The organism is Vibrio sp. YMD68, from assembly GCF_029958905.1.
In the GTDB taxonomy this organism is placed as follows: Bacteria; Pseudomonadota; Gammaproteobacteria; order Enterobacterales; family Vibrionaceae; genus Vibrio.
On record NZ_CP124614.1, the window covers coordinates 2,969,752 to 2,990,748 of the forward strand.

Sequence of the window (20,997 nt, forward strand, 5' to 3'; positions counted from 1 at the left end):
GGATATATCCCTAGGCAATGATTCAAGATTAGGGCATATTGTAAGCCATTAATCACCTACGAACTCTAGGAAGACGCGACGTGGGATTTGAATGGCTCGCGCTCGCAGCCGCATTTCTTTGGGCAATCGCCAGCTTGCTCTCAGTAAAACCATCATTGCATTTAGGATCGTTTGCCTACAGTCGCTGGCGCATGGGGTGTACTTCCCTCATCCTGTCTTGTATGGCGCTCTTTACCGGCGGTTGGGGAACGATTGAACTCAGTGATATTACCCCAATGATGCTGTCTGGCCTGATTGGCATCTTTATCGGTGACACCGCTTTATTCGCCTGTCTCAATCGCATGGGTCCAAGGCAAGCAGGGCTTCTCTTTTCTTGTCATGCGGTATTTTCCGGTATTCTTGGGTACTTTATTTTTAGTGAAACCATGAGTTCAATGGAACTAATGGGTTCGGTGCCGGTGTTTTCTGGTGTTGTTACGGCTATTTTCTTTGGCCGAAAAGGTCGACAACAAAGCAATCTCGATACGATCAAAGGAAAGGTGTGGATTGGTCTCGCATTAGGGCTTCTTGCCGCTTTATGCCAAGCACTCGGTGGAATCATTGCAAAACCGGTTATGCTGACTTCTGTTGATCCTATCGCAGCGTCTGCTATACGAATGATCACCGCTTTTGTCGCTCACAGTCTCTTTTTGTTGTCTGGAGCAAAATTAGCGAAAGCCAGCAATCCAATGACCATGAACATCTTTACGATTACCGCCATTAATGGATTTCTTGCGATGGCGGTAGGGATGACATTGATATTGTTCGCACTGCAAACCGGAAATGTCGGCATGGTTGCCCTGCTTTCCTCCACCACACCAATCATGCTCTTACCGATACTCTGGTTCTACACCAAGCAACTCCCTAATATTTATGCCTGGATCGGGGCTGTTGTTGCCGTGATCGGTACGGCCGTTTTGGTGCAATAATAAAACTTTCATTTGTCATTATAATTTGATCAATAGGCTACCCTTTCTTGTAGCGATAGGAAGAATCATTGATCTTTAGCTACTGCAAACCCTTTAAAGTGTAGTAAAATTACGCTAATTTGTTTTTAAAGTTACTTTAATTTTGGACGAGGTTATATCTATGTCAGCTAAGAAGCCAATGGCTCTAGTGATTCTTGATGGTTGGGGATACCGTGAAGATAACGCCAGCAATGCAATCAACAACGCTAAAACTCCAGTGATGGATGCCCTTATTGCAAACAACCCAAACACTCTTATCTCAGCATCTGGCCTAGATGTTGGTTTGCCTGATGGTCAAATGGGTAACTCAGAAGTTGGTCACACCAATATCGGTGCAGGCCGCGTGGTATATCAAGACTTAACACGTATTACAAAATCAATTGCTGACGGTGAGTTTGTTGAAACGCCGGCTCTTGTTGAAGCGATTGATAAAGCTGTCTCTGCTGGAAAAGCGGTCCACCTGATGGGTCTAATGTCTCCAGGTGGTGTTCACTCTCACGAAGACCACATCTATGCAGCCGTTGAAATGGCAGCAGCACGTGGCGCAGAGAAAATTTACCTGCACTGCTTCTTGGACGGACGAGACACCCCACCTCGCAGCGCTGAAAACTCACTAAAACGTTTTGACGAACTGTTTGCGCGCTTAGGCAAAGGCCGTATCGCGTCTTTGGTTGGCCGTTACTACGCTATGGATCGTGACAACAACTGGGAACGTGTACAGGTTGCTTACGACTTACTGACACAAGCTAAAGCAGAGTTCACATTTGATTCAGCGGTTGAAGGCCTAGAAGCGGCTTATGCGCGTAATGAAAATGACGAGTTCGTTAAAGCGACTGAGCTTAAAACAGACAGCCAAGAAAGCGCAAAAATTGAAGATGGCGATGCGGTTATTTTCATGAACTACCGTGCCGATCGTGCCCGTCAGATGACCCGTACATTCGTTCCAGATTTTGATGGATTTGAGCGCGCTGTTTTCCCTGCAATTAACTTTGTGATGCTGACTCAATACGCGGCTGATATTCCTCTGGCAACCGCTTTCCCGTCAACCTCTCTTGAGAATACTTACGGTGAATGGCTGTCTAAGAAAGGGCACACGCAGCTGCGTATCTCTGAAACAGAAAAATACGCCCACGTGACCTTCTTCTTCAATGGCGGTGTCGAAAATGAATTTGACGGTGAAGAGCGTCAACTGGTTGCTTCTCCAAAAGTAGCGACTTACGATCTTCAACCTGAAATGAGCTCTGAAGAACTGACAGATAAGCTCGTTGCTGCTATCAAATCGGGCAAATACGACACGATTATTTGTAACTTCCCTAATGCAGATATGGTCGGCCATACTGGCGTTTACGAAGCAGCAGAACAAGCGATTGAAGCTCTTGATGCGTGTATGGCTAAAGTGGTTGCGGCGATTAAAGAAGTCGATGGCCAGCTATTGATCACAGCAGACCACGGTAATGCTGAAATGATGATCGATCCAGTAACGGGTGGCACACACACCGCCCATACTAATCTGCCTGTACCGTTGATCTACGTGGGTAATAAAGAGTTTGAATTTAAGTCTGGAGGTAAACTTTCAGATCTTGCTCCAACCATGCTTGATCTTGTTGGTATTGAGATCCCAGCAGAGATGACAGGCCAAGTTCTCACCAAGTAATTTGCGCCAATGATCTTAATGAATGCCTCAATGTAAATTGAGGCATTTTTGTATCTATGGCTCTGACGAATAATTAAAGGCAATCAAACACCCACTACCTTGCAACTTTTAACATACCCCTTTCTTCTCATAAAATTCTTTGGGTATACTAAGCCCTTATTTTAATCGATGGACTTCTGGCTCTATGGCGACGTTTTTATCACTATTCTCATTTACAAATCGCCTCGATTTTTTCATTCTATTTTCAGCACTGGTACTGAGCGTTCCCACCATTAGTCACGCGGCCTCTTCTAACGAACTCAAAGGGGTGAAAAATGAAATATCACGTCAGAAAGACTCCGTATCAACTCAACAAAAGAAGCTCAATGAGCTGCAAAACACACTTAAAAAACAAGAATTGAGCATCAGTGATTTAGAAAATCAGATTACCAAGACCAAGGCATCGCTCACCACTTCCAACAACAACATTAAAAAGATTGATGCAGAAATCGCTCAGCTGAACAAATTGAAACAGCAGCAAAGTGACACGCTGGCTGAGCTGATAAAAACTTACTATGTCACCCAACGGGCCAAAACCGCTACCAGCATTTTAAATAATGGCGTAGAAGAAGACCGCATCAGTCAATATTTTCAGCATCTAGCTAAAGCCCGGGCGATCACGATTGATTCGCTTGAGCAAACGCGGCAAGCACTCAATAAAAATCAACGACAGTTACAACTCGAACAGCAAAAAATAGCTCAGTTACTCAAACAGCAAACAACGAAGCGAAATAGCCTCAAACAGAACCAAACTCAACGCAGTCAAACGGTCAATAAGATTAAGAAAAGCATATCAAGTGATCAGGTTTATCTCTCTGAGCTGCAGCGAAATGAAACTCGACTAAAAGCAGAAATCGCCAAGGCAGCGAAACGAAATGCAGTGCCTATGGACGGCTTAACAAAGCAAAAAGGGAAATTACCATGGCCCATCAAAGGAAAATTACTCCACAGCTACGGCAGCAAACAAGCTGGACAAAGCAATTGGAATGGGATTGTTATTGACGCAGATTACGGACAGGCGATCAAGTCAGTGTACCCGGGTACCGTTGTGTTTGCGGAATACCTGAGAGGATATGGCCTTGTGGTTCTTTTAGACCACGGTAAAGGTGACATGACGCTGTACGGTTTTAATCAAACCCTGATGAAGAAAGAAGGGGATAAGGTGACTGCTGGTGAAACCATCGCCTTAGCTGGAGATACAGGAGGGCAGAGCCGCCCATCTCTGTATTTTGAACTGCGCCGAAATAGTAAGACGCAGAACCCTAAATCGTGGTTAACTCGTTAAGCATAAAAGCCTTCAACGGCTTCAATAAAAGCGCTCACATCACTTTTCTTGAGTGCATTCACCCCAGCGGCTGCTGCTCTGCCACCGCCTGTGGCAAACTGCCCACAAATATCACCAGCGCCCTGCTTATTCGTTAATGGCGCTCTTAATGAAACGGTGTAGGTTCCATCGGCGTTTTCGGTCAGTACGGCATGCGCAGAATCAGGCGCCTGATTCGCCAGTAAGTTTCCGTATACACCACTGATTCGGCGAGAAGCCGCATTATTAGGCAATTCAAACAGCCCCAAGGTTTCACTGCGATATTTGGCATCGATAGCAAGCGCTTTATCCATGTCCTCTTGATAAGCATGTTGCAACTTATAGTAAGGAGACTCTGGGTCAGCAATCACATCAAACGGAGAAGTATAGTGAAGCAGTGCTTGATACAGATCGGCGGGATGGAAATGCAGGTCTTCAACTTTCGCCCCATAGCCATTGTAATTGATCAAGGTTCCTAGCTCTTTAAGCTGCTCTTTTTGCTCTTGTGACAGACCTTTAGCCTGTGCAAGATCATCCGCAACCGCTATCAAATTATCACCATACGCAGCGGTTATCGCCCACAGGTGGTATTGGCCTTCTAATAATTGGTCAATAATCAATGCCGTACAGGTGTTGGCATCGAGGTCAATATTCGCATCGAGTAATGGATGGTCAGGAATATCACCGGATTGATGATGATCCGCATAAAATACCTCAACCCCAAGTTCGAGCGCAGAGACTAACCCTTCCATATTCTTAGCCATTGAAATATCAAGAATCGTTAGTGAGTCATCATTCGAGAGATTCAATTTTTCAACCAACTTAATGTCACGCTTCACACCCGTGATGAGCTGTGACGTCCGAGGCGAAGAGAGTCGTAATTGCAGTAAAGCGATGATGCCATCAGCATCACCATTAAAAACATCGTAGTGCATAAATAACCTTGGGGAAATGAATCCGTAGCGGAGGCAAAGAACCGTTGTTCAGCTCAGTTAAGCGTAAATCGCGATAACACCATCTTCTAGCAGTTGTAGTTGCTCAATACCAAGTTCCGTGGCTTTAGGCTTGACCACCGCAATCATATGCAGCATACCTTCCAGCACAACCTGTTCGGTGACCTTAGCGTTTAGCGACATCGCCGATTGATAACCAATCCAACTGCTTGCAATTAAATGTAATGTAGTCACCAAAGATTTCATTTCTAACTCTTCAACCACTAACAAATCAAGCTTTACGAAGGCCCTCATAATGTTGATTAGGTTATTTTGCAGCTTCTCTTGGACTTTAATGTAGTCATCATGCAACGAAGTATCACGTTGAAGAATCTCAGGAAGGTTGGCGTAAAAGAAACGATATTTCCACATGAAGGTGAAAATGGAATCCAGATAGTGTTTGAGTAACACCAAACTTTCCTGCTGACCATTGATGGGAGTAAATCGTTCGAGCAACTCTTCAGAGTAGAGCGTAAAGATCTCATGGACGATTTCTTGTTTATTTCGAAAATGGTAGTAAAGGTTGCCAGGGCTAATGTCTATGTGCGCAGCAATGTGATTGGTCGTAATATTACGCTCACCATGTTCATTAAATAGCTCTAATGCTGCATGTACAATTTTATCGCGAGTCTTCATTTATTGCCCGTATCCTTTCCGTCAATCGAATGAGTATAGCGCCAAGTGTACCCCATAACAAAAAAGCGCCTGGTCGTATCAGGCGCTTTCAACTATTTAATCAACTATTTGTGGTATAGCTTAGATAACTCATGCACAGCATCAACAAACACACCTGCATTTTCAGGTGGCACATCTAGGTGGATACCATGACCCAGATTAAATACATGGCCAGTTCCGCCATCACCAAAACCTTCAAGGATGGTGCCGACTTCTTCACGAATACGTTCAGGCTGAGCGTAGAGCACAGACGGGTCCATATTGCCTTGTAGAGCGACTTTGTCACCTATACGAGCTTTGGCATCAGCAATGTTAATCGTCCAGTCTAGGCCGACAGCATCGCAGCCTGTGGCTGCAATCGACTCTAACCACATACCACCATTCTTAGTGAATAGTGTAACAGGAACGCGACGACCTTCGTTTTCACGAATCAGACCATCGACAATTTTGTGCATGTATTGAAGCGAGAATAGATTGTAATCACGCGGAGTCAGCACACCACCCCATGTATCAAATACCATGACTGATTGTGCACCGGCTTTAATCTGTGCGTTCAGATACTCAATAACCGTGTCTGCAAGTTTATCTAGCAGTAGGTGCAAAGTTTGAGGCTCTGCGTACATCATTTTTTTGATTTTAGTGAACGCTTTAGAACTGCTGCCTTCAACCATATACGTGGCAAGCGTCCAAGGGCTGCCAGAAAAACCGATAAGAGGCACTTCACCTTTCAGGTCTTTGCGGATTTGACGTACGGCATTCATAACGTACTGAAGCTCACCTTCTGGATCCGGTAAACCAATTTTTTCAACATCTGCTTTACATGTGATTGGACGTTCAAACTTCGGGCCTTCACCCGTTTCGAAGTACAAACCAAGACCCATCGCATCTGGGATCGTCAGAATATCAGAGAACAAAATTGCAGCATCAAGCGGAAAACGACGCAAAGGCTGAAGCGTTACTTCTGACGCCAATTCTGCGTTCTTGCACAAAGACATGAAGTCACCCGCTTCTGCGCGAGTTGCTTTATATTCAGGAAGATAGCGGCCAGCTTGACGCATCATCCAGACCGGTGTGCAGTCAACAGGTTGTTTTAACAGGGCGCGTAAATAGCGGTCATTCTTTAATTCGGTCATTCCGTTAAATTCCAATTCAATCTTGTCTATTTTTGAAGTTTACTATTCTAACACTGTTCAGCTCTCAAAAGCGGTGTGCTTTGCAATCTAGATCAAGTTATTAACTTTTAAATCAATGCTTAGTTTGCACACATTATGTAACAGTGCTAAAAATTCGTTTGCTAGCGAAAATTACAATAATAACTGAGTACTTAGTGCTCAGCATCTCATAACGACATCTTACTTACCCCCTCCTTCTCGGAGGGTTTTTTTTATCTGCCACTCTCTATTTTTCTATCGACTCATCAACCTGAGTTAAGGTATCAATCAGGGTTCTCGCAATCGTGCCTTTAGGCGCGACGGGTGGCAATTTATCAAAATCAAACCATCGTGCATCACTGAGTTCCTGATAGTCGGGTTTGACCTCACCACTCTCGTACTCTGCAAGAAAGCCCATCATCATGTTGGAAGGAAATGCCCAAGGCTGACTGCCAAAGTAACGAATATCTTGAACTTGAATCCCGGTCTCTTCTTTCACTTCCCTCGCAACACATTGCTCAAGGGTTTCTCCTACTTCAAGGAAACCAGCAATCACTGTATACATACCATTGCGATGGCGAGGGTGCTGCGCGAGTAATATTTGATGTTGTTTGCGCACGGCGACGATGATGCATGGTGATATTCTGGGATAGTGTAAGGTTCGACAATCTGTGCACTGCATCGCAAGTTGGTTCAGATTCAAGTGGTTTCGCCCACCACATTGAGGACAAAACCGTTGTGTCAGAGTCATATTACCAAGCTGGACGGCTTTGCTCATGAGCAAGAAAAGTGCATCAGGAAACTGCAAGCATTCTCTAAGAGAGGTGAGTTCAAGAGGCGATTCTATATCGACTTCATTTATCCATAACACAGGGAATCCCTGGTATTGGCCAATGTTAACTGCGCGCTCAATTGGAAAGCTGAGCTCTTCCGCGGTCGCAAATGGAAGCTCGTGTTCTACAAGATAAATGTCACTTCCAGTGACGGCACACCAGTAGGCTTTCTCGTGCATTTTACTGTTACGTTTTTTTAACATCAGACGGTCTCTTAGCTTGCAGTTCATTCATTTTACTGGCAATCTAATTTATACCAGAGATTATTAATGATAAGTATATTTACAAACTCTGGGTGGATGTAAAAGGGATCTTTGCACTGCAAAGCTAATTCGTGCACAAATTTGTGTACCGATCATGAGGGCATGGTCATGCTAAACAAACTGAAACAAACGCAACAACAATGGGGTGGCTCAAGTGAGGTCATCGATCATTGGCTTGAAACTCGTCAATTGCTCATTGTTGAATACTGTAAGCTCGCATCACTTCAACCATCATCCGTAAAATCTTCAGTTTCTGAACTTCCGACGCCTAAAGCGCTTCAAAGTTTTTGCCAGCACTTAGTCGATTATATCTCCGAAGGTCATTTTAAAATCTATGACATGGTTATGGATCAATGGCGCGCAACGGGGTTTGAAGCCACTGATGAGATCAATCAGACTTACGGAAAAATCGTACTCACCACCGAACCGCTGTTGAACTTCACAGACACCTACGCAGCCGTCAGTGAGGAAGACCCTTTAAAAAGCTTCGACAATGATCTGTCTCAAGTTGGCGAGGTGATTGAGATGCGATTTGAAGTCGAAGACCAGCTGATTCAACTGATTGCAAATAGCCTTGCCATACCTCCTGGTGCTTAAGCTATTCGTTTAAGGGACAGGTTCAAGTTCTGGCTTACGTTTTTTGACTTAAGCTACTTAGAACTGAATATCTAGTAGCGGATACCTATGATTGAGTGTCTAGGGAGTGATTGCCCAGAAGGCCGCTGACTCTCTGTGCAATGAGTACTTTAGAAAGTGCTCATTGGACACTCTCAACACTTTTCTATTTCTCACCCAACGGTACTGCTGACTATTTCACTCATATACTCGCTCGAATAAAAACAAAAAAGGCACCCGAAGGTGCCTTTTTTCATCACGAATCGTGATTACTCGTCAGAGTACTTATTCTTCAGAAGAAAAGCCAGCGTTGAGAAGTGCTGCTAGATTATCTGTCGCTTGTTCAGCTGACGGACCTTCTTGTTGCTCTTCACGTTGCTTTTGACGCTCTTGGTGGTAGGCGAAACCAGTACCAGCTGGGATCAGACGACCAACAATAACGTTCTCTTTCAGACCACGTAAGTCATCACGCTTACCAGAAACCGCAGCTTCTGTTAGTACGCGAGTCGTTTCTTGGAAAGATGCTGCTGAGATAAATGACTCAGTCGCTAGAGATGCTTTGGTAATACCTAGTAAGTCACGCTCGTAACGTACTAGTTCTTTGCCTTCAGCTTCTAGAGCGCGGTTAGCGATCTTAACGTTGTGGTACTCAACTTGCTCACCAGGTAAGAATTCAGAGTCACCAGCGTGCGTAATCGTACACTTACGTAGCATTTGACGAACGATAGTTTCAATATGCTTATCGTTAATCTTAACGCCTTGTAGACGGTAAACTTCTTGAACTTCGTTAGCGATGTACTGAGTCACAGCATGAATGCCACGTAGACGTAGAATGTCATGTGGAGTCTCTGGACCATCAGCGATAACATCACCACGTTCGATCTTCTCACCTTCGAATACGTTCAGCTGGCGATGCTTAGGAATCATCTCTTCGTAAGCGTCTCCGCCTTCACGAGTGATAACTAAACGACGCTTGCCTTTCGTTTCTTTACCGAATGACACAGTACCTGTGTGCTCAGCAAGAATCGCAGGCTCTTTAGGCTTACGAGCTTCAAACAAGTCAGCAACGCGTGGTAGACCACCGGTGATATCTTTGTTTCCACTAGATTTCTGTGGAATACGAGATAACGTGTCACCAATACCTACTTCAGCACCATCTTCGATGTTAACGATCGCTTTACCAGGTAGGAAGTAGTGAGCTGGCATATCAGTACCAGGGATCATTACATCGTTACCTTTCGCATCAACAAGTTTGATAGCTGGACGCATATCTTTACCTGCTGCTGGACGAGCGGCTGCATCAGTCACTTCGCTTGAAGATAGACCGGTTAAATCATCCGTTTGACGAGAAACCGTCACACCATCAATCATATCTACGAATTGGATACGACCGGCCACTTCAGTGATGATTGGCATAGTATGCGCTTCCCAGTTCGCAACAACTTCGCCAGCAGTAACAGCGTCGCTGTCTGCTTTGCTAAGAATCGAACCGTATGGAAGTTTGTGTTTCTCTTTAGTACGGCCAAACTCATCAATGATCGTCATCTCAGAAGCACGAGATGTGATAACCAGTTTCTTGTCTTTATTGACAACAAACTTAGCATTGTGAAGTTTAACAGTACCCGTAGTCTTCGCTTGGATGCTGTTTTCTGCTGCGGCTGTCGATGCGGCACCACCGATGTGGAACGTACGCATCGTAAGCTGTGTACCCGGCTCACCGATAGACTGAGCAGCGATTACACCGACTGCTTCACCTTGGTTGACTAGGTGACCACGTGCTAGGTCACGACCGTAACACTGTGCACAACAACCGAAGTCTGCATCACAGGTAACAACTGAACGTACTTTCATACGGTCAACAGAGTTGTCTTCCATGATTTGACACCACTTCTCATCAATCAGAGTATTACGTGGAATCAGTACATCTTCAGTACCAGGCTTAAGAACGTCTTCAGCAACAACACGACCAAGTGCTAGCTCAGAAAGTGCAACTTTAACGTCACCACCTTCGATATGAGGCATCATATCGACACCTTCATGCGTACCACAGTCATGTTCGTGTACTACAACGTCTTGAGCAACGTCTACTAGACGACGAGTTAGGTAACCCGAGTTTGCTGTTTTCAGTGCTGTATCCGCAAGACCCTTACGAGCACCGTGCGTTGAGATAAAGTACTGAAGGACGTTTAGACCTTCTTTAAAGTTTGCGGTGATTGGCGTTTCGATGATTGAACCATCTGGACGCGCCATCAGGCCACGCATACCCGCCAACTGACGAATCTGAGCAGCAGAACCACGAGCGCCCGAGTCAGCCATCATGTAGATGCTGTTAAACGACTCTTGTTGCTCTTCTTCACCGTCACGGTTAATTACCGTTTCAGAAGATAAGTTATCCATCATTGCTTTCGCAACACGGTCGTTGGTAGACGCCCAGATATCGATAACTTTGTTGTATCGCTCACCCGCAGTAACAAGACCTGATTGGAATTGCTCTTGGATTTCACGAACTTCAGCTTCTGCTTCTTCAATTTCAGTGTATTTAGCCGCAGGTACAACCATATCGTCGATACCAACAGACACACCAGAAAGTGCAGCGTATGCAAAACCTGTGTACATGATTTGGTCAGCGAAGATAACCGTGTCTTTCAGACCAAGTTTACGGTAAGCCTCGTTAAGTAGAGTAGAAATTTGCTTCTTACCCAACTTTTGGTTAACTAGGCTAAACGGCAGACCTTTAGGTACGATAGACCACAGCATTGCACGTCCAACAGTCGTATCGACCATGTCTGTGCTTGTTGTGCTGTTACCGTCTTCATCAACAACACTTTCAGTGATACGTACTTTAACACGAGCGTGTAGCTCAGCGCTCTTAGTACGGTATGCCTTCTCAGCCTCTTCAGGGCCAGCAAGGTACATACCTTCACCTTTCGCATTGATCATTTCACGAGTCATGTAGTAAAGACCCAATACAACGTCCTGAGAAGGTACGATGATCGGATCACCAGATGCTGGTGATAAGATGTTGTTGGTCGACATCATTAATGTACGAGCTTCAAGCTGTGCTTCTAAAGTTAGAGGCACGTGTACCGCCATTTGGTCACCATCGAAGTCGGCGTTATATGCCGCACACACGAGTGGGTGAAGCTGGATCGCTTTACCTTCGATTAGTACTGGTTCAAACGCTTGAATACCAAGACGGTGAAGTGTTGGTGCACGGTTAAGCAGTACTGGGTGCTCACGGATAACTTCGTCTAGGATATCCCAAACGATAGCTTCTTCACGCTCAACCATTTTCTTAGCCGCTTTGATCGTCGTCGCCATGCCACGAGTTTCTAACTTGCTGTAGATAAATGGTTTGAATAGCTCAAGTGCCATCTTCTTAGGAAGACCACACTGGTGCAGACGAAGGTATGGACCTACTGTAATTACAGAACGACCAGAATAGTCTACACGCTTACCAAGAAGGTTCTGACGGAAACGACCTTGTTTACCCTTGATCATATCAGCAAGAGATTTCAGAGGACGCTTGTTTGAACCCGTAATCGCACGACCGCGACGACCGTTATCTAGAAGGGCATCAACAGACTCTTGCAACATACGCTTTTCGTTACGTACGATGATGTCTGGAGCCGCTAGCTCTAGAAGACGCTTCAAACGGTTATTACGGTTGATTACACGACGGTAAAGATCGTTCAAATCAGAAGTCGCAAAGCGACCGCCATCTAGTGGTACTAGAGGACGAAGATCTGGCGGAAGTACCGGAAGCACCGTTAGGATCATCCATTCAGGGTTGTTACCTGATGAAATGAACGCTTCAACGAGCTTAAGACGCTTAGTCAGTTTTTTACGCTTAGTTTCAGAGTTAGTGGTTTCTAGCTCTTCGCGCATCTGCTCAGCTTCTTGGTGCATGTCCATAGTAGACAGCAGATCTTTGATCGCTTCTGCACCCATCTTCGCGGTGAATTCATCACCCCACTCTTCTAGACGATCAAGATACTCTTCTTCAGTGAGCATCTGACCTTTTTCTAGATCTGTCATTCCCGGTTCAGTTACTACGTACATTTCGAAGTACAGAACACGTTCGATATCACGCAAAGGGATATCCATCAACAAACCGATACGAGACGGCAGTGATTTTAGGAACCAGATGTGAGCGACTGGTGATGCAAGCTCAATGTGGCCCATACGGTCACGACGAACTTTAGTTTGTGTAACTTCAACGCCACACTTCTCACAAATCACACCACGGTGTTTCAGACGCTTATATTTGCCACAAAGACATTCGTAGTCTTTAACTGGACCAAAGATACGCGCGCAGAAAAGACCATCACGTTCAGGTTTGAACGTACGGTAGTTGATCGTTTCCGGCTTTTTAACTTCACCAAAAGACCATGAACGAATCATGTCAGGTGAAGATAGACCGATTTTGATAGCATCAAATTCTTCGGTCTTATGCTGTGCTTTTAGAAAGTTTAATAGATCTTTCACATTCAGCTCCTGTAAGGAGTTAAAAGGGGCTCACCCGCTAAAGTGAGCACCTTCTACCAAATAACCCGGAAGGATTACTCTTCGTCTTCTAGCTCGATGTTGATACCTAGCGAGCGAATTTCTTTCAACAATACGTTGAACGATTCTGGCATGCCAGGTTCCATGCTGTGGTCGCCATCTACGATGTTCTTATACATCTTAGTACGGCCGTTAACGTCATCAGACTTAACTGTTAGCATTTCTTGAAGCGTGTAAGCAGCACCGTATGCTTCTAGTGCCCATACTTCCATCTCACCGAAACGCTGACCACCGAACTGAGCTTTACCACCAAGTGGTTGCTGAGTTACTAGGCTGTAAGAACCCGTTGAACGAGCGTGCATCTTATCATCGACTAAGTGGTTCAGTTTCAGCATGTACATGTAACCAACCGTTACAGGACGCTCAAACGCATCACCAGTACGACCATCAAACAACGTAAGCTGACCAGATTCTGGCAGATCACCCAGTTTTAATAGTTCTTTAATCAACGACTCTGAAGCACCATCGAACACTGGCGTAGCAATCGGTAGACCACCACGTAGGTTCTTAACCAACGTACGAACTTGATCGTCTGACAATTCAGCAATGTCTACTTTCTGACGTGTATCACCCAGATCGTAAACCTTCTGAAGGAAGTTACGGAACTTATGCAGCTCTTGTTGTTCCTTCAGCATCTTGTTCAGTTTGTCACCGATGCCTTTCGCAGCTAGACCTAAGTGTACTTCTAAGATCTGACCGATGTTCATACGCGATGGTACACCCAGCGGGTTCAGTACGATATCAACAGGTTGACCTGTTTCATCGTATGGCATGTCTTCAACAGGGTTAATCTTAGAGATTACACCTTTGTTACCGTGACGACCGGCCATCTTATCACCCGGTTGGATACGACGCTTAACAGCTAGGTATACTTTTACAATCTTAAGTACACCTGGTGCCAGGTCATCACCTTGAGTGATTTTACGACGCTTAGTTTCAAACTTCTTATCGAAATCCGCTTTTAGCTCATCCCATTGCTCAGCAAGTTGCTCTAGCTGTGATTGAAGCGCATCGTCTTCAAGCGTTTGCTCAAGCCATTGCTTACGACCAATAGAGTCAAGCTTAGCTTCAGAGTAACCACCATTTACCAGAACAGCACGAACACGAGCAAGTAGACCACCTTCAAGAATTTGGAACTCTTCAGTGAGATCTTTCTTCGCTTCTTTCAGCTGCATCTGTTCAATTTCAAGCGCACGTTTGTCTTTTTCTACGCCATCGCGAGTAAAGACTTGAACGTCGATGATGGTACCTGAAACAGAGTTTGGTACACGTAGTGAAGTATCTTTAACGTCAGATGCTTTTTCACCGAAGATTGCACGTAGTAGCTTCTCTTCAGGCGTCAGTTGCGTTTCGCCTTTAGGCGTTACTTTACCAACTAGGATGTCGCCACCCTTCACTTCAGCACCGATGTAAACGATACCTGACTCGTCGAGTTTAGACAGAGCAGATTCACCTACGTTTGGAATATCAGCTGTGATCTCTTCAGAGCCCAGCTTAGTATCACGCGCCACACAAGAAAGCTCTTGGATGTGGATAGTCGTGAAGCGGTCTTCTTGAACTACGCGCTCAGATACTAAGATCGAGTCTTCGAAGTTGTAACCGTTCCAAGGCATGAACGCGATACGCATGTTTTGACCAAGCGCTAGCTCACCAAGGTCTGTTGAAGGACCATCAGCAAGAACGTCACCGCGAGCTACAGGTTCACCTGGCATGACGGTTGGGCGCTGGTTAATACATGTGTTTTGGTTCGAACGCGTGTATTTCGTTAGATTGTAGATATCGATACCCGCTTCACCAGGAATCAATTCATCTTCATTAACCTTAACAACGATACGAGACGCATCTACCGATTGAACTTGTCCACCACGTTTTGCTACCGCTGTAACACCAGAGTCTACGGCGATGTTACGTTCGATACCCGTACCAACTAAAGGCTTGTCAGCTCTAAGAGTTGGAACAGCTTGACGTTGCATGTTCGCACCCATCAATGCACGGTTCGCATCATCGTGTTCTAGGAACGGGATAAGCGAAGCAGCGATAGATACTACTTGGTTTGTTGCAACGTCCATGTAATTAACATGTTCGCGTGGGTGAAGACCAGATTCGCCTTTCTGACGAGCCGTGATTAGCTCTTCAGCAAAAGTGGAACCTTCAGTGAGTATTGTATTCGCCTGAGCGATAACAAACTGACCTTCCTGAATAGCAGAAAGATAGTCAACATCTTCAGTGACTACACCATCAACAACACGACGGTACGGAGTCTCAAGGAAACCGAACTCGTTACAACGTGCGAATGCTGATAGAGAGTTAATCAAACCGATGTTTGGACCTTCAGGCGTTTCGATCGGACATAGACGACCGTAGTGCGTAACGTGAACGTCACGAACTTCAAAGCCAGCACGCTCACGAGTCAGACCACCAGGACCTAAAGCAGAAATACGACGCTTGTGCGTTACTTCTGACAATGGGTTGTTTTGGTCCATAAACTGAGACAGCTGTGAAGAGCCAAAGAATTCTTTAACTGCAGCGGAGATCGGCTTAGCGTTGATAAGGTCCTGAGGCATAATTGCATCAAGATCACCAAGGCTTAGACGTTCTTTAACAGCACGTTCTACACGAACTAGACCAACACGGAATTGGTTTTCTGCCATTTCACCTACAGAACGGATACGACGGTTGCCAAGGTGGTCGATATCGTCCACTTCGCCTTTACCGTTACGGATCTCGATCAATCTGTTCATCACGGCAATGATGTCAGTTTCATCTAGCGTACCTTGTTCACCCGCATCTTCACGCTCAATTGAGCTATTGAATTTCATACGGCCTACTGTAGATAGGTCGTAACGATCTTCATTGAAGAACAAGCTTTGGAACAATGTCTCTGCTGCATCTTTTGTTGGCGGCTCACCAGGGCGCATCATGCGGTAGATTTCTACCAAGGCTGAAAGGCGATCAACAGTACTGTCGATGCGCAATGTTTCAGACATGAATGGACCGTGGTCTAGATCGTTCGTAAATAGAACTTCTAGCGCTTTGTGACCCGCTTGAGATAAGTTTGCTAGAGCTTCTAGGCTGATCTCATGGTTTGCACCAACGATGATCTCACCAGTTGCTTCGTTGATGTAATCTTTCGATGCAACTTTGCCTACGATGTACTCTACTGGTACTTCGATGTGCTCTACGCCATCTTTTTCAAGTTGACGAATGTGACGCGCTGTCACACGACGACCAGTCTCTACGTAAGTCTTACCATTTGCTTCAATATCAAATGACGCGGTTTCACCACGTAGACGATCAGGGACTAACTCCATCAATAGAGTTTTGTCTTTTACTTCAAAGTTCACTTTTTCAAAGAATAGATCCAAGATCTCTTCTGTTGTTTTACCAAGTGCGCGAAGAATGATCGAAGCAGGTAGCTTACGACGGCGGTCTATACGTACGTACAAGTTATCCTTAGGATCGAACTCAAAGTCTAACCATGAGCCACGGTAAGGAATAACACGTGCGTTATATAAAACTTTACCCGATGAGTGGGTCTTACCCTTATCGCTGTCGAAGAACACGCCTGGGCTTCGGTGCAGCTGGGATACGATAACCCTCTCGGTACCATTGATAACGAAGGTACCATTGTCTGTCATAAGCGGAATTTCGCCCATGTAGACTTCTTGTTCTTTAATATCTTTTACGGTACCTGCTGGCGCGTCTCTATCAAAGATAACTAGGCGCAATTTAACGCGTAGTGGTTTTGAATAAGTTACGCCGCGGATTTGACATTCTTTAACATCAAATACAGGCTCACCAAGACGGTAGCTAACGTATTGCAGCTCTGAATTGCCGTTATAGCTCTGAATTGGAAAAACAGAACGGAAAGCAGCTTCAAGACCGTATTGCCCTTCAGGATCCTGTTCGATAAATTTGTCGAACGAATCGAGCTGGATCGATAACAGGTATGGAATGTCCAAAACTTGTGGACGAGTACCAAAATCCTTACGGATGCGTTTTTTCTCGGTATAGGAGTAAACCATGGGGTTCCTCAGCTCGCTGATAAGTGACCCAAACTGCCCAAGGCATTCTGAGAATGGGGCAGTGACTAACAACTGTTTACTGTAGTGACATTACTGCTTTAATCAGCAATGTTTTTTGCATGGGTAGTAGTGGTTAAACAGCGGGAAAATTCACCAGTACCCTACAGCGCAAAAAGGCCGGTGGTTAATAAACCACCAGCCATTAGCCTTGCGGCTAAGAAATTAAGTAATAATTACTTAATTTCAACAGTTGCACCAACTTCTTCTAAAGTCGCTTTAAGCGCTTCAGCTTCAGCTTTGTCAACGCCTTCTTTAAGTGCAGCAGGAGCTGAGTCTACTAGACCCTTAGCTTCTTTAAGACCTAGACCTGTAGCGCCACGTACAGCTTTGATTACTTGTACTTTGTTTGCGCCAGCAGAAGCTAGAATTACGTCAAATTCAGTTTGCTCAGCAGCAGCTTCGCCACCAGCAGCGCCACCAGCTACAACAGCAGCAGCAGCAGATACGCCGAATTTTTCTTCCATAGCTTCGATAAGCTCAACAACTTGCATTACAGACATTTCTGCAACTGCGTCTAGGATTTGCTCGTTAGTAATAGACATAACAATTCTCTTTTAAGTCAACAATTAGTTTATTTTACAATCAGTAGAAAGCAAGGCTTATGCCGCAGCTTCTTCTTTTTGATCACGTAAAGCAGCGATAGTACGTACCAGCTTGCCAGCAGAAGCTTCTTTCATGCACATCATTAGGCGTGCGATAGCTTCGTCGTAAGTTGGTAGTGTCGCTAGTACTTCAGCGTCAGTTAATGCGCCTTCAAATGCAGCGGCTTTGATCTCGAACGCTTTGTTCTCTTTCGCAAAGTCTTTAAAAAGACGTGCGCCAGCACCTGGGTGCTCGTTAGAGAATGCAATCAGAGTAGGACCAGTGAAAGTATCAGTAAGACACTCGTAATCTGTTCCCTGAACTGCACGGCGTGCTAAAGTGTTACGCACAACTCTCACATAAACACCCGCTTCACGCGCTTGTTTACGTAGAGAAGTCATTGCGCCAACTTCAACGCCACGAGAATCAGCTACAACTGCAGAAAGTGCACCACTGGCAGCTTCGTTGACTTCAGCAACAATTGCTTTTTTGTCTTGAAGGTTTAAAGCCATTTGGATTTACTCCTGGTTGTCGTTACACCACTCACTATTATCACAACAGTGAGAGTTAATAAGGTGCAGTCCCAGAAGAAAGTTAATCATATAATGAGACATTATATAAGAAAGCTTTCTGTCAGTTCGGGCACCATCTACGTAGGACGATTAAGTTAATTGACGAACAACTAACACCTACGGTCTTGGACGGAGACTGTTCTAATTCCATTTATTGATAATTCAAAAAAAGGAATCAACGTCAGCCCCAACCACAAATTAGGCGCAGAATTATACATTAATTCAGCGCCTAATCAAACAAATTATGCTTGTGTGTTCAGGCTAGCCTGATCAACAGTAACACCCGCACCCATAGTGGTAGAGATGCTTACTTTCTTCACGAAAGTACCTTTCGCAGAAGAAGGTTTTGCTTTCTTAAGTGCAACTAGAAGAGCTTCTAAGTTCTCTTGAATTTGCGCCGCTTCGAAAGTAGCTTTACCAATAGTAGTGTGGATAATACCGTTTTTGTCGTTACGGTAACGAACCTGACCCGCTTTAGCATTTTTAACTGCTTCAGCAACGTTAGGAGTTACAGTACCAACTTTAGGGTTTGGCATTAGACCGCGTGGACCTAGGATAGTACCTAGTTGGCCTACAACGCGCATTGCATCTGGAGAAGCAACAACAACGTCAAAGTCCATTACGCCTTTCTTAACTTGCTCAGCAAGATCTTCCATACCAACGATATCTGCGCCAGCTTCTTTAGCTGCTTCAGCGTTTGCACCTTGAGTGAACACTGCTACGCGAATGTCGCGGCCAGTACCGTGCGGAAGTACAGTTGCACCACGTACGTTCTGGTCAGATTTACGAGCATCGATGCCAAGGTTTACAGCAACGTCTACAGACTCAACGAATTTAGCTGTTGCTAGTTCTTTAAGAAGAGCAACTGCTTCGTTGATTTCGTATTCTTTCGTTACTTCAACTTTTTCACGAATTGTGCGCATGCGCTTAGTTAGTTTTGCCATGTTCTTAACCCTCTACCACTAGGCCCATTGAACGAGCAGTACCCGCAATAGAACGTTTCATCGCTTCAACATCAGCACCAGTCATATCAGCAGCTTTAGTTTCTGCGATTTCTTGGATTTGAGCGTCTGTTACCGTACCCACTTTTTCAGTGTTAGGACGACCTGAACCAGACTTAACGCCAGCCGCTTTCTTAAGAAGAACAGCAGCAGGTGGAGTCTTAGTAACGAACGTGAAAGAACGGTCGTTGTAAACAGTAATAACTACTGGAGTCGGTAGACCTTTCTCAACAGATTCTGTTTTTGCGTTGAACGCTTTACAGAATTCCATGATGTTTACGCCGTGTTGACCTAGTGCAGGACCAACCGGTGGACTTGGGTTTGCCATACCAGCTGCTACTTGCAGTTTGATATAAGCTTCAACTTTCTTAGCCATGATATTTCCTAATTTTGGGTTCAAACGCCAACATTTCAGTCAGCTCCCCGTTTTTCATAAAAAACTTCTTACAGTAATACCTGTAAAAAGGCGCGAAATTATAAGCATAATTCGCGCCATTAACAAGCATTAAAAAGGTGTTTTTTTAATCAAGTTTTTCCACTTGACCAAATTCAAGCTCAACAGGTGTCGCACGACCAAAGATCGATACAGACACTTTAATGCGGCTCTTCTCGTAATCCACTTCTTCAACAGTACCGTTGAAGTCAGCAAATGGGCCATCATTAACACGAACCACTTCACCCGCTTCGAACATTGTCTTAGGACGCGGAGCTTCGCTCGCTTTCTCAAGACGGTTCAAAATCGCATCCGCTTCTTTGTCAGTGATAGGCGCAGGACGGTCAGAGGTACCACCAATGAAGCCCATTACACGAGGAATACTACGTACTAAGTGCCATGATTCATCATTCATCAGCATTTGTACTAATACATAGCCTGGGAAAAATTTGCGTTCGCTTTTGCGACGTTGGCCAGCACGCATCTCTACCACTTCTTCTGTAGGTACTAATACTTCGCCAAACAACTCTTCCATGTTGTGCATTTTAATATGTTCACGTAGCGATTGAGCCACACGACCTTCATAGCCTGAAAAGGCTTGAACAACATACCAACGTTTCTTTGGAGCTTCACTCATGAATTAAAACCCTCACACCCCAGTTGCTAAGGCAACAAGACGAACCATAATGCCGTCAATGCCCCATAACACTAGAGCCATTACAATACATACTGCTAATACGATAAACGACGTTTGCATGGTTTCCTGACGCGTAGGCCATACCACTTTACGCACTTCCATACGGGATTCGCGTGCAAAGACAATCGCTGCTTTACCTTTAGCCGTTGTCGCAGATACACCAAGTGCAGCGGCGATTAATACAACGACGCCTGCAGCTCGAATCACTACAGACATTTCACCATACAGGTAATTACCCACAACAGCAGCGGTTAGCAGAACAAAAGTGAGAATCCACTTAAAAGTATCTGCACCGTTTGAGCTATCAGGAGTTTCAGCATTATTTGCTTTCATACAACCAACCTGTCATAAGTCTTAATATAGACGACAATAGCCCCGCTGTTGCAGGGCGAATTCCATAACATCAATAAAAATAACCATTGATGTATACTCTTGAGATGAGGAAAAACCTCAAACCAAATTCCTTGCTTTACGCTTAATTGTTCGCCATGACCAACAAGCATAATATTCAGCGCAGAAAAAGGGCATC

At 44.9% G+C, this 20,997-nt stretch carries 16 protein-coding genes; 4 read left to right on the plus strand and 12 right to left on the minus strand.

The window, feature by feature from the left end:
* The first annotated feature begins 80 nt into the window (after window positions 1-80).
* The 3 genes from QF117_RS19525 (at window position 81) to QF117_RS19535 (ending at window position 3,985) form a co-directional block, all read left to right on the plus strand.
* Window positions 81-968, plus strand: a complete 888-nt coding sequence (locus QF117_RS19525) for a DMT family transporter (protein WP_282387728.1) — start codon at window positions 81-83, stop codon at window positions 966-968.
* Between the two features lie 160 nt (window positions 969-1,128).
* Window positions 1,129-2,661 carry a 2,3-bisphosphoglycerate-independent phosphoglycerate mutase gene (gpmM, locus tag QF117_RS19530; RefSeq protein WP_282387730.1) on the plus strand — a complete coding sequence of 511 codons (1,533 nt, stop codon included), beginning with the start codon at window positions 1,129-1,131 and terminating at the stop codon, window positions 2,659-2,661.
* Window positions 2,662-2,845: 184 nt separating this feature from the next.
* Window positions 2,846-3,985: a murein hydrolase activator EnvC gene (locus QF117_RS19535; RefSeq protein ID WP_282387732.1), complete on the plus strand. Its 1,140-nt coding sequence runs from the start codon at window positions 2,846-2,848 to the stop codon at window positions 3,983-3,985.
* Here QF117_RS19535 and QF117_RS19540 read toward each other — a convergent pair.
* From QF117_RS19540 to nudC, 4 genes are all read right to left on the minus strand, one after another.
* A complete protein-coding gene (locus QF117_RS19540) occupies window positions 3,982-4,938 on the minus strand; it encodes a DHH family phosphoesterase (protein ID WP_282387734.1) in 957 nt (318 codons plus the stop codon). The two genes, QF117_RS19535 and QF117_RS19540, sit on opposite strands and share 4 nt — an antisense overlap.
* A gap of 57 nt (window positions 4,939-4,995) precedes the next feature.
* On the minus strand, window positions 4,996-5,631 hold the full coding sequence (locus QF117_RS19545) for a TetR/AcrR family transcriptional regulator (RefSeq protein ID WP_282387735.1): 636 nt from the start codon (window positions 5,629-5,631) through the stop codon (window positions 4,996-4,998).
* Between the two features lie 104 nt (window positions 5,632-5,735).
* Window positions 5,736-6,803: a uroporphyrinogen decarboxylase gene (gene hemE / locus QF117_RS19550; RefSeq protein WP_282387736.1), complete on the minus strand. Its 1,068-nt coding sequence runs from the start codon at window positions 6,801-6,803 to the stop codon at window positions 5,736-5,738.
* Window positions 6,804-7,068: 265 nt separating this feature from the next.
* On the minus strand, window positions 7,069-7,857 hold the full coding sequence (gene nudC, locus QF117_RS19555) for an NAD(+) diphosphatase (RefSeq protein ID WP_282387737.1): 789 nt from the start codon (window positions 7,855-7,857) through the stop codon (window positions 7,069-7,071).
* A 162-nt stretch (window positions 7,858-8,019) separates the two neighbouring features.
* Here nudC and rsd point away from each other — a divergent pair, with 162 nt between their 5' ends.
* Entirely contained in the window at window positions 8,020-8,514 is a 495-nt protein-coding gene (gene rsd, locus QF117_RS19560) for a sigma D regulator (protein WP_282387738.1), read from the plus strand.
* Between the two features lie 303 nt (window positions 8,515-8,817).
* Here rsd and rpoC read toward each other — a convergent pair whose 3' ends face one another.
* The 8 genes from rpoC to secE form a co-directional block, all read right to left on the minus strand.
* A complete protein-coding gene (gene rpoC, locus QF117_RS19565) occupies window positions 8,818-13,020 on the minus strand; it encodes a DNA-directed RNA polymerase subunit beta' (protein WP_282387740.1) in 4,203 nt (1,400 codons plus the stop codon).
* 74 nt (window positions 13,021-13,094) lie between these two features.
* A complete protein-coding gene (gene rpoB / locus QF117_RS19570) occupies window positions 13,095-17,123 on the minus strand; it encodes a DNA-directed RNA polymerase subunit beta (RefSeq protein WP_282387742.1) in 4,029 nt (1,342 codons plus the stop codon).
* A 233-nt stretch (window positions 17,124-17,356) separates the two neighbouring features.
* Complete coding sequence (gene rplL / locus QF117_RS19575) at window positions 17,357-17,725, minus strand: 50S ribosomal protein L7/L12 (protein ID WP_017038554.1); 369 nt, start codon at window positions 17,723-17,725, stop codon at window positions 17,357-17,359.
* A 57-nt stretch (window positions 17,726-17,782) separates the two neighbouring features.
* A complete protein-coding gene (gene rplJ / locus QF117_RS19580) occupies window positions 17,783-18,277 on the minus strand; it encodes a 50S ribosomal protein L10 (RefSeq protein ID WP_017035404.1) in 495 nt (164 codons plus the stop codon).
* A gap of 302 nt (window positions 18,278-18,579) precedes the next feature.
* Complete coding sequence (gene rplA, locus QF117_RS19585; RefSeq protein WP_017035405.1) at window positions 18,580-19,281, minus strand: 50S ribosomal protein L1; 702 nt, start codon at window positions 19,279-19,281, stop codon at window positions 18,580-18,582.
* A 4-nt stretch (window positions 19,282-19,285) separates the two neighbouring features.
* Window positions 19,286-19,714, minus strand: a complete 429-nt coding sequence (gene rplK, locus QF117_RS19590) for a 50S ribosomal protein L11 (protein WP_017035406.1) — start codon at window positions 19,712-19,714, stop codon at window positions 19,286-19,288.
* Window positions 19,715-19,859: 145 nt separating this feature from the next.
* A complete protein-coding gene (gene nusG, locus QF117_RS19595; protein ID WP_017035408.1) occupies window positions 19,860-20,408 on the minus strand; it encodes a transcription termination/antitermination protein NusG in 549 nt (182 codons plus the stop codon).
* A gap of 12 nt (window positions 20,409-20,420) precedes the next feature.
* Entirely contained in the window at window positions 20,421-20,801 is a 381-nt protein-coding gene (gene secE / locus QF117_RS19600; RefSeq protein WP_282387745.1) for a preprotein translocase subunit SecE, read from the minus strand.
* Window positions 20,802-20,997: the final 196 nt, after the last annotated feature.